Raw genomic sequence first — 10748 nt, forward strand, 5'->3', positions numbered from 1 at the left:
CCTTCAACAACCGCAGCGCGTCGGCCTGCGCCTCGTCGTCGTCGAGGCGCCCGACGAACACCGAGTCCACGCATCACGCGGCGGGATCCACCAGCAGCTTCATCTTGCGTCCGGCGCGCAGTTCCTCGAAACCCTGCTCGATCACGCCGCTCAGCGGCACCGTGTCGACCCAGCCCGTGGCGTTGTAGTGGCCGCGTGCCATCAGGTCGATGACCGCGCGGTAATCCTCGCTCGTGTAGCAGATCGTGCCCTGGATTCGCCGCTCGCGGAGCACCAGGTTGATCAGCGGCGTCGGCAACGGCTTGTCGTAGATCGCGACGCTGATCAACGGGCGGTGCTCACCCACGCACTGCAGCGCGGACTCCACAGCGGGAGTGACACCCGCGGCGTCGAAGGCGGCATCGACGCCGTTGCCGTTCGTGCGATCCGCGATCAGGGCGGGCACGTCCTGGGCGTTCGGGTCGAGGGTGCGGGCGCCGAGCGCCTCGATCGACTTCCGTCGTGTCTCGGACGGCTCGACGACGTCGATCTCGGTCAGGCCCATCCCGAGCAGCGCGAACCACAGCCCGATGCCGATCGGGCCCGCTCCGAATATCAGGGCGCTGCTTCCCTCGCCGACCTCACCCAATCGCGCGGCGTGGTAGGCCACGGACATCGGCTCCACCAACGCGCCCAGCTCCAGTGTCACACCGTGGGGCAGCTTGTGGACCTGGTTGCGCGGCACGACCGTGTACTCGGCCATGCCGCCGTCGGCCATCAAGCCGTGGAAGCCGACCACGTTGCAGAGGTTGTAGTGCCCCGACTTGCACGGGCGGCACTCGCCGCAACGATAGACAGGCTCGATGACCACGTGATCGCCCTCGGACACGTCGGTCACTCCACTGCCGACGGCCGTGACCACCCCGGAGAACTCGTGTCCCAGCACTACCGGCATGGCCTGTCCGGTCAGGGGATGCGGATCGGGTGAGGCGAAGATCGGGCCGTCGTAGTACTCATGCAGATCCGTGCCGCAGATCCCGTTGCGGCTGACCCGCACCTTGACCTGCCCGTCGCCCGGCGAGGGTTCCGGAACGTCCTCGATCTCGAGCCGATGGTTGCCGTAGTAGACCGCAGCGCGCATGACACCTCCTTGTGTTGCCCGCCGCTTCAGAGGATGCGGACGAGCTTCTTGTTGGCGAACTCGTCGAGACCGAACCGGCCGAGCTCCCGGCCGATGCCGGAGTTCTTGACACCGCCGAACGGCATGTCCGGCGCACTCTTGATCGTGGTGTTGATGCCGACCATCCCGGTGTCGAGGCGGTCCGCGACCGCGCCGGCGAGGTCGGGGTCGGACGTGAACACCGCGCCACCGAGACCGTAGGGCGAGTCGTTGGCCAGCTCGATTGCTTCGTCGACCGAGTTCACCCGGTACAGCACGGCGACCGGGCCGAACAGTTCCTCGTGGTAGGCCCGCATCTCCCTCGTGACTCCGGAAAGAACGGTCGCCGGGTAGAAGGCCCCCTCGCCCTCGGGAATCTCCCCGCCGAGGTGCACGGTGGCGCCCTTCGCGACGGCGTCGTCCACCTGGCCGGCGAGGTCGGCCCGCGCTTGGACCGACGACATCGGCCCGAGACGAGTGCCGGGGTTTCGCGGGTCCCCGATTCGCCACTCCGCGGCTTTCGCGAGGAAGGCCTCGAGGAAGTCGTCCCACAACGAGGTGTCGATGATCATCCGCTTGGACGAGGTGCAGGCTTGCCCGGCGTTGCCGAACCTGCCCGCGACCGCGGCGGAGACCGCGCGGTCGAGATCGGCGCCGGGCATGACGAGGAACGGGTCCGATCCGCCCAGCTCCAGCACGCACTTCTTGAGGTGCCGTCCGGCCAGTTCCCCGACCGCGCTGCCTGCGCGTTCCGAACCGGTCAGTGACACACCCCGCAGCAGCGGATCGGCGATCATGTCCGCCACCTGGCCGGTGGAGGCGAACACGTTCTGGTAGACGCCCGGCGGTGCACCGGCTTCGTCCAGCAGCTCGTGGATCCGCAGCGCTTCCTGCGGGCAGTTGCCGGCGTGCTTGAGCAGGATGGTGTTGCCCAGCAGCAGGTTCGGCGCCACGAATCGCGCCACCTGGTAGTAGGGGAAGTTCCACGGCATGATGCCGAGCAACGGCCCGATCGATGCGGTCCGCACCAGTGCCCGCCCCGTGCCCGCGATGTCGAGCACCTCGTCGGCCAGCAGGTCCGGTCCCTTCGTGGCGTAGTACTCGTAGATCGAAGCAGACAGCTCGACCTCGGCCTTGGCCTGTGTGATCGGCTTGCCCATCTCCAGCGTCATGAGCTCAGCCAGCTCGCTCGCGTGCCGCCGGTGCAGCCCGGCGACCCGCGACAGGATCCCGGCTCGCTCCGCGAGATCCGTCTCGCGCCAGGACCGGTAGGCCTTGTCCGCACGCGCCAGGGCTTCCCGGGCCTCGGCGTCGGAGATCACGGCGAACTCGCGGACCAGCTTGCCGGTCGTCGGGTCGACCGTCGCGTACCGCGTCACTGGCCGCCCTCCCTCACGAAGCTCGGGTAGCCCTTCGCGGCCTCGGTGGCGAGCAGTTGGCGGTAGTTCTTCAGCCCGCCCAGGTAGAACATGACCGTGCGCTTCTTGCCGGGGATGTTCGCGCCGAAGATCCACGATGCGGCCTGCGCGAACAGGGTCTGGTTGGCGATCTCGGCACAGGTGTCGGTCCACGCGGCCTCGGCGGCGGGGGCGACGTCCAGCCAACCCGCGTCGGTGTCAGACACGTGCCGGACCGTGTCGCCGATCCAGTCGACCTGGGCCTCGATCGAGGGCGGCAGGTTGGTGAAGGGGCCGTTGGGCCCGAGGATCATGAACAGGTTCGGGAACCCGCTGGTGGCCATGCCGAGGTAGCTCGTAGGTCCGCCGCTCCAGTGGTCCTTCAGCTTCTCGCCACCGCGGCCACGGATGTCGACCCGCATGTAGTTGCCGTCGACCGCGTCAAACCCGGTGGCGCAGATCAGGACGTCCAGCTTGTGGAGGACACCGTCGGCGGTGACCACTCCCTTCGGGGTGATCTCCTTGATCGGATTCTCCTTGACGTTGACCAGGGACACGTTCGGCCGGTTGAACGTCTCGTAGAAGCCGGAGTCGCACAGCGGCCGACGCGCGTAAAGGCCCTCCGGCATCAGCTTGCGCCGGGTCTCCGGATCCTTGACGATCTCGGAGATCTTGCGCCGGATGAACCTCGCCGCTTCTTCGTTGGCGGCGGGGTTGGTCGCGATGTCGCAGAAGGTTTCGAACATGAAGCGGAACCCGCCGCCGGTGTCCCATGCCTTCTGGAAGATGCGCTCGCGTTCCTCGGCCGAGACGCTGAAGGTCTCGACGGTGCTCTCCTCGAAGCCCATCGCCACGCTGGAGTTGCGCACCTGCTCCCAGTTGGCCTCGAAGTTGTCGCGGTAGGACTGGATCTCCTCGGGCGTCAGCTCCCGGTTGCCGGCGGGCACGCTGTACTGCGGCGTGCGCTGGAACGAGGTCAGGTGCGCGGCGATCGGCGCGGTCGCGGTGATGACCTGGTTGCCGGTCGATCCGTTGCCGATCACGCCGACACGCTTGCCGGTCAGGTCCAGGTCCTCGGGCCAGGCGCCGGTGTGCACCAGCCGGCCCTCGAATGTCTCCATGCCGGGGAAGTCCGGCACGTTGGTGGCCGAGAGCAGGCCGAGACCGGTGATCAGAAAGCGGCAGCGGAAGGTGCCGCGGTCGGTGCCAACGGTCCAGGTGCCGGTCGCCTCGTCGAACTCGGCCTCGGTCATCGCGGTCTCGAGCCGGATGTGCTCACGCAAACCGTAGCGGTCCACAACGCCGTTGAGATAGGCGAGGATCTCGGGCTGGCGGACGAACTTGGTCGTCCACGGCGTCTGCTCGTACAGCTCCCGGTCGAACGAGTACTGGTAGACGAAGCCTTCGGAGTCAGACAGCGCGCCGGGGTACTTGTTCCAGTACCAGGTGCCGCCGACGCCGCGCGCCTTGTCGATCGCTTCGGCGTCGAGCCCGAGCTCGTTGCGCAGCTTGTGCAGCATGTAGATCCCGCCGAAACCGGCTCCGACTACGAGCGCGTCGAGCTGGCGGATCCGCCCGGTGTCGGGTGCTTCCATGGGAGCTGACTCCTTCGGCCTTCGTTGCCCGTGTGGCGTGCTTCACTTGCGATGCCCATGGTGGGGTCACCGGTGTGGGGGTGGGTGTTCCAAAGTGGAACAGCGTCCGACACCGCTCTGAACTGGGCTGATACCGGAATCGAAATGATCGGCGCCGGATTGTGTATTGGAATCCCGGGCGCGCAACAGGCACTCTGGAGTGCGACGGAGGTAGTGCGATGCACGACGTTGTGCGGCAAGCCCGCCAGGAGCTGATCGAAGCCGGTCTTCTCGGCGACACCCGCGTCCGCGGTGTGGTCCCGGACCTGATCCTGCGCAGCTGGCGCCGGTCGATCAGCAACTGCGTCGACAGTGCGTCGGTGTGCCGGCGGTATCAGGACGTGGACCCCGAGTCGGCGCTGTCCCGCGCCGCGCGTCCGGTGCTCGACCGTTGGCAGGAGCAGCTCGCGGACACGGGCACGACGTTGTTCCTGAGCGACCGCGCTGGACGGATCGTCGCCCGGCGGACCAGTGACAGCAGCGTGCGCCGGCGCCTGGACCGCGTACACGCGGCGGAAGGGTTCGACTACTCGGAGGGGTCGATCGGTACCAATGGTCTCGGCACCTCGATGGTCGAGAAACGGGCCGTCCTCATCGAAGGGCCGCAGCACTACAACGACGCGCTCGGCGCACTGGCCTGCGCGGCGGTTCCCGTCTACACGCCCGCGGGGGCGGTCGCGGGCTCGGTGTCGCTCGGCGGCCCATTGGAGTCGGCGAATCCCTTGATGCTCACGCTCACCCGCGAGATCGGGCAGCAGATCGAAGAGCGGTTGCGGGCAGCGTCCCGCCCACAGGACCTCGCGCTGGCGATGTCGTTCCTGCGCTACACCAACTCCCAGCGCCCCACGGTCGTCATGGACCGGGAATCCCTGCTGGCCAACACCCCGGGCCTGCCGTACGTGAGCGTCGACTCCCACGTGGTGCTCTGGGAACTGCTGAACGCGCACGACTGGTCGGCTGGTGGCACGGCACGCTTCCGGCTCGACGGCACGGATACGGAGGTGACGGCCCGGCGGGTCCTCGACGGGCCGCAGGCCCACTTCGTGCTCCATTTCGCGGAGCGGGATCCCGGCGCGCCTGTCGTCGCTGCGGCCACGCCCCCGGTTCGGAGTTCGGGCGACGGCCTCCTCGTCGTCGATGGGCCGCGCGGTTCGGGCCGGGCGACGCTCGCGCGGGAGCTCCGAGCGGACCGGGGGCGTGGGAGGCACCTGGAGGTCGTCATGGCGGGCACTGGGACGTCCTGGTCCGCGATCGCCGGACACCTCGAGGGCGGAACGGATGTGCTGCTCCGCCGGGCCGAGGACATCCCGTCCGGCGGGGCGTCCGGGTTGGTGGAGCTGGCCGAGCAACACCGCGCCGGGGTCGCGGGCGGGCGGTGGACAACCCTGCTCATGCTCACCCTCGACGGCGAGCGGGTGCCCGCGCCCGTGCGGAAGCTGGCCGGTGAACCGGCAGCGCGGACGCAGCCGCTGGCCCGCACCCCGGAGCGGATTCCCGGTCTGGTGAAGCGGATCCTGGACCGCGTCGACCCGGACCGGCGTCACACCGTATCGCCCGCGGCGCTGCAGGCATTCATGCAGTGGAGCTGGCCGGGCAACATCGCCGAGCTGGCGGACACCGTCGCCGCTCTGGTGCGCGACGTGCCCGGCTCGGTCATCCAGGTGCGCCACCTGCCACCGCATCTCCGGCAGGCGCCGCCGCGGCGCCCGCTGACCCTGATCGAGGCGGCCGAGCGTGAGGCCATCATCAAGGCGCTGGACGCCGCGGGTGGCAACAAGTCGGAGGCGGCGGAGCTGCTTGGCATCGGCCGGACCACGTTGTACCGCCGGCTGCGCCAGCTGCGCCTCGACGGTGCCGAGGGCTCGCTCTGAGCTCAGCCGGTTGCGCTGCCCAGCCGCAACATGTCCTCGAGGACGACATGGAGCGCCGGATTCACGTCGTCCCTTCGCCACGCCGCCCGGAGGTCCACGTCCTGCGGTGATGTGTCCAGCGGGACGAACACGACGGTGGGATCGGTGGCGTTGCGCGCCACTGAGGCCAGGGTGAGGTGGCAGCCGACCTCGGCGCTGACCAGGGCCAGTGCGGTCTGGGTGTCCGGAGCGACCTGAACGATGTCGGGAACGAAGGAGTTGTCGTAGGCCAGCCGGCGCAGCCGGTCGGGGAGCACGGCGCCCTCGTGTGGGGGCAGCGACACGAACCCGTCCCCGGCGAGCTGCGCTATGGACAGGCGGCGGGCTCCGGCCAGGCGGTGAGTGTCGGGCAACGCCACCACGAGCGAGTCCGGCATCACCACCTGCGCGGACACCTCGGCGGGGATGACGTCCCAGCGTCCGAGCGCGATGTCGGTGTCGCCTTGTACGAGTTTTTTCATCGCAGGCTGGGCGAAGTTCTGACTGGACAATTCGAGCTGGATGCCGGGGCGCTGCGAGCGCACGACGCGGGCGAGCCCGGCGACGAGACGGTGCGTGGACAGGCCTGCGAAGGCGATTCTCACGAACCCCGCTTCACCGTCGTCGGCCGCTCGCACCGCGGCTTCGGCCCGGCGCAGGGCGTCCAGTGCCTCCTTCGCGGGGCCGACCAGAGCCTGACCGCTCGAGGTGAGGCGGACCGACCGCGTGTTGCGGTCGAACAGCCGCGTGCCGAGATCGTGTTCGAGCTGTTTGATGGTGCGGCTCAGGGGTGGCTGGGCGACGTGCAGCCGCTCGGCGGCACGTCCGAAGTGGAGCTCCTCGGCCACAGCGAGGAACGCGCGAAGCTGAGCGACGTCCATTGCGAATACGGTATCACAGGGGAGTCCATTAAGTATTGGACTGTTCACAATTCAGCTTGGATAGTGGACTCATGTACACCGGAAATCCCGACGTTCCCGACGACGTGTTCGCCGACGTCCGCACCCAGATCGCCGACTTCGTCCGCACGCGGGTCGTGCCCCGCGAACGCGAGATCATGGCGACCGACGCCATTCCGGACGATCTCCGGGCCCAGGCCGCGGAGATGGGCCTGTTCGGGTACGCGATCCCGCAGGAATGGGGCGGTCTCGGACTCGACCTCGTGCAGGACGTCGAGGTGGCCATGGAGCTGGGTTACACCTCGCTGTCGCTGCGCTCGATGTTCGGGACGAACAACGGGATCGCCGGACAGGTGCTGGTCGGGTTCGGCACGCCCGAGCAGCAGGCCCGGTGGCTGCCCGGGATCGCCTCGGGCGAAGTGGTCGCGTCGTTCGCGCTCACCGAGGAAGGGGCCGGTTCCAACCCTGCGGGGCTGCGGACGACGGCGAAGGCGGACGGCGATGGCTGGGTCATCGATGGCGGCAAGCGGTTCATCACCAACGCGACCGAGGCCGGGCTGTTCGTGGTCTTCGCGCGCCTGTCGCCCGCGCCCGCGTCGGGGCCGGGGATCGCGGTGTTCCTGGTCCCCAGCGTGACGCCCGGCGTCGAGGTCGGGGTGAAGGACGTCAAGATGGGGCAGGAGGGCTCTCGTACCGCGGACGTGACGTTCAACGGCGTCCGGGTCGGACCGGAGGCGCTTGTCGGTGGCGACGGGGACCTCGGTTACCGCGCCGCGATGACCTCCCTGGCCCGCGGCCGGATCCACATCGCCGGTCTGGCAGTGGGAACGGCGCAGCGCGCGCTCGACGAGTCGGTCACCTACGCCGCGTCGGCGACACAGGGCGGCACGCCGATCGGGGACTTCCAGCTCGTTCAGGCGATGATCGCTGACCAGCAGACCGGGGTGCTCGCCGGGCGCGCGCTGGTCAGGGAAGCCGCGCGGCTCTACGTCACCGGGGAGGACCGGCGGATCGCGCCGTCCGCGGCGAAGCTCTACTGCACGGAAATGGTGGGCAGGGTGGCCGACCTGGCGGTGCAGATCCATGGCGGCACCGGGTACATGCGGGAGGTGCCGGTCGAGCGGATCTACCGCGACGTCCGGCTGTTGCGCCTGTACGAGGGCACCAGCGAGATCCAGCGCCTGATCATCGGCGGGGGACTGGTGCGGGCGGCCCGGACGGCGTCGTGACCGTCCGGGCCGCGGCCGGTCACTTCAGGCGCCGGATCGAGTGTTCCTCGACGTAGGCGTTGAGGCCGGCGGTGCCGAACTCGCGCCCGATGCCGCTGGACTTGATGCCACCGAAGGGCATGCGCAGGTCGAGCGACTCGAACGAGTGGGTGTTGATGAAGGTGCTGCCGGCCTCGATGCGCCGGGCCAGGGACAATCCGCGGTCGGGGTCGCTGGTCCACACCGAGGAGCCCAGCCCGTAGTCGCTGTCATTGGCCCAGCCGATGACCTGCTCCTCGTCATCGTAGGCGATGAGCGGCACGATCGGGCCGAACTGCTCCTCGCACGACACCGGCGCGGTGTGCTCGACGTCGCGCACCACGTGCGGCAGCACGTAGTAGCCGTTGTCCCACGACGACGGGTCGAGCTTGCGACCCAGCTGGATCAGCTGTGCCGAGGAGTTGCGCGTGCGGTCGAGGAGGTCGGTGACCTTCTTGAACTGCGCCTCGTTGTTGAGCGGGCCGAAGCTCGCCTGCGGGTCCAAGCCATGGCCGACGGCATACTCGTTGACCCGGTCGCAGAATGCGTCGGCGAACCGCGCGTAGAGGCCGCGCGGCACGTAGATCCGCTTGACCGCGAAGCAGATCTGGCCGGTTCGGGTGTAGACGCCCTTGAGCATCCGCTCCAGGGTCGCGTCGATGTCGGCGTCGTCCAGGACGATCGCCGGGTCGTTGCCACCCAGCTCCAGGGTGACGTTCTTGATCGTGCCCGAGGTGGCTTCGATGACCTTCTGCGCGGTCGCCGTGCCGCCGGTGAAACCGACCTTGCGCACGAGCGGGTGGCTGCACAGCGCAGCGCCGACATCGCCCTCGCCGTGCACGACGTTGAGCACGCCGGACGGGAGCTGCGCCGCGATCTTCTGCAGCGCCAGCGTCAGCGCGGCCGGGGCGAACGGCGAGGGCTTGAGGACGAGGGTGTTGCCGGTGGCCAGGGCCGGCGCAAGCTTCATCATCGTCAGGACGACCGGCATGTTCCACGGCACGATGGCCGCGGCAACACCCCGGGGAACCTTCTCGACGCTGATGAAACTCTGCTCGTCGTCGAACTCGACCGGGCGGAGGAAATCCTCGACGAGGCTGGAGGTGTGCTGCAGGACGCCGGTGCCGAGGGCGAAGTCGGTCTGCGCCTCCCACAGCACACCGCCGTGCTCGCGCACCAGCAGCGGGGCGAGTTCCTCGCCGCTGCCGGCCAGCAGGTCGGCAGCGGCCAGCAGTTTCTGCACGCGCTCGGCGGCGGGGGTGTCGCGCCAGCCGGGGAAGGCGGCGTGCGCGGCGCGGACCGCGCGGTCGACGTCCTCGGCGGTGCCGACCGCCACCTGGGCCACGACCTCGTCGAGCCGGCCCGGGTCGTGAACATCGCGCAGGTTGTCCGCCGGCGTCTCGCCGCCGATCAGGTGCCCGACCTGCGGGACGGTCTGGGTCGTCATGGGGATCCCTTCCAAGACAGAACGACATTGTTCGCCACATCGACGGTCGTCGTGGAAATGTGGCAGGTTGAATCATGCTGGGGACGGTGACGCGTGTCAAACACGCGTCGGTCGCTGACGGAGTGAGCCAGATAGGCGAAGACCTGGCACACTGGTCGGACGGTTTCCGGAGGTGGTTCGTGAAGGCTCGGTCATTGGTGTTCGACCTGTTCGGCGACTACTTGCGCTATCGCGGCGGGGAGGTGCGCCTGCGGCACTTGGTCGCGCTGATGGCGTGTTTCGACGTGCCGGAGGCGACGGTGCGGGTGGTGGCGGCGCGGCTGCGCAAAGAGGGGTGGCTGAGCAGTCGCAAGGAGGGGCGCGAGACCGTCTACGAGCTCACCGAAACCGCTTGGCGGTTGCTGGACGAGGGTCGCGATCGCATCTTCGACCGGGCACGCGGGCCGTGGGACGGTCAGTGGCACATGGTGCTGTATTCGGTGCCGGAGTCCGAGCGCGCCGTGCGTGAGCAGTTGCGCAAGAAGCTGGCGTGGTTCGGGTTCGGCCCGTTGTCCGCCTCGGTCTGGGTGAGCCCGCACGACCGAGCGCAGCTGGTGCGCGAGGCCTTCGCCGGCGAGTCGTCGGTGCGCCTGGACATCTTCCGATCTCGTTCGGCGGGGCTGGAGGAGGACCGGGACATCGCGACGCGCGCGTGGGAGCTGGCGGAGCTCGACCGCGATTACGCCGAGCTGCTGAGCCAGTACCGGCCGCGGCTAAGCCGGTACCGCGCGGGCAACTTGACTGGCCGGCACGCGCTGGTCGAGCGCATGCAGTTGATCCACGACTACCGCCGCTTCCCCTTTCGCGATCCGGACCTGCCGCCCGAGCTGCTGCCCGAGGGCTGGCATGGGCGGCAGGCGCACGAGGTGTTCCTGGAGGCCCACGGCCTGCTCCGGGGTGCCGCCGAAGCGTACGTCGACGAGCTGCTCGGCGCGGACGGCGTGGTCGTCGAGCAGGCAGGCTGATCGTGATGTGTGCCAGTTTCTAGACGTTCGTCGGCATCATGTTGTAGATTGAGCACACGCGCCGCTGAAGCGGTGTCGCATGGGTTCAACGAG

At 68.9% G+C, this 10748-nt stretch carries 8 protein-coding genes; 3 read left to right on the forward strand and 5 right to left on the reverse strand.

Annotated features, from left to right (window positions below; translation table 11 throughout):
- Positions 1-73: 73 nt before the first annotated feature.
- The 3 genes from ABZ215_RS33010 to ABZ215_RS33020 are packed head-to-tail and all read right to left on the reverse strand — an operon-like array spanning position 74 to position 4130.
- Positions 74-1120 (reverse strand): 2,3-butanediol dehydrogenase, encoded by a 1047-nt coding sequence (locus ABZ215_RS33010; RefSeq protein ID WP_354954138.1) that lies wholly within the window; start codon positions 1118-1120, stop codon positions 74-76.
- Positions 1121-1146: 26 nt separating this feature from the next.
- Positions 1147-2517: an NAD-dependent succinate-semialdehyde dehydrogenase gene (locus ABZ215_RS33015; protein ID WP_354954140.1), complete on the reverse strand. Its 1371-nt coding sequence runs from the start codon at positions 2515-2517 to the stop codon at positions 1147-1149.
- On the reverse strand, positions 2514-4130 hold the full coding sequence (locus tag ABZ215_RS33020; protein ID WP_354954142.1) for an NAD(P)/FAD-dependent oxidoreductase: 1617 nt from the start codon (positions 4128-4130) through the stop codon (positions 2514-2516). Before ABZ215_RS33020 ends, ABZ215_RS33015 begins: the two co-directional genes overlap by 4 nt.
- Before the next feature lie 218 nt (positions 4131-4348).
- On the opposite strand from ABZ215_RS33020, the gene ABZ215_RS33025 reads away from it, so the two are divergent.
- Positions 4349-6040, forward strand: a complete 1692-nt coding sequence (locus ABZ215_RS33025) for a helix-turn-helix domain-containing protein (RefSeq protein WP_354954144.1) — start codon at positions 4349-4351, stop codon at positions 6038-6040.
- A 2-nt stretch (positions 6041-6042) separates the two neighbouring features.
- On the opposite strand, the gene ABZ215_RS33030 is transcribed toward ABZ215_RS33025, so the two are convergent.
- Complete coding sequence (locus tag ABZ215_RS33030) at positions 6043-6939, reverse strand: LysR substrate-binding domain-containing protein (RefSeq protein WP_354954146.1); 897 nt, start codon at positions 6937-6939, stop codon at positions 6043-6045.
- 71 nt (positions 6940-7010) lie between these two features.
- Between ABZ215_RS33030 and ABZ215_RS33035 the strand changes: the two genes are divergently transcribed.
- Positions 7011-8186 (forward strand): acyl-CoA dehydrogenase family protein, encoded by a 1176-nt coding sequence (locus ABZ215_RS33035; protein WP_354954148.1) that lies wholly within the window; start codon positions 7011-7013, stop codon positions 8184-8186.
- A 19-nt stretch (positions 8187-8205) separates the two neighbouring features.
- Here ABZ215_RS33035 and ABZ215_RS33040 read toward each other — a convergent pair whose 3' ends face one another.
- A complete protein-coding gene (locus ABZ215_RS33040) occupies positions 8206-9651 on the reverse strand; it encodes an aldehyde dehydrogenase family protein (protein WP_354954150.1) in 1446 nt (481 codons plus the stop codon).
- A 179-nt stretch (positions 9652-9830) separates the two neighbouring features.
- On the opposite strand from ABZ215_RS33040, the gene ABZ215_RS33045 reads away from it, so the two are divergent.
- The gene (locus tag ABZ215_RS33045) at positions 9831-10655 is read left to right on the forward strand and encodes a PaaX family transcriptional regulator C-terminal domain-containing protein (protein ID WP_354954152.1); all 825 of its coding nucleotides are present in this window, start codon (positions 9831-9833) and stop codon (positions 10653-10655) included.
- The last annotated feature ends 93 nt before the right edge of the window (positions 10656-10748 follow it).

Source organism: Amycolatopsis sp. NPDC006131 (assembly GCF_040614175.1).
GTDB lineage: Bacteria > Actinomycetota > Actinomycetes > Mycobacteriales > Pseudonocardiaceae > Amycolatopsis_E > Amycolatopsis_E tucumanensis.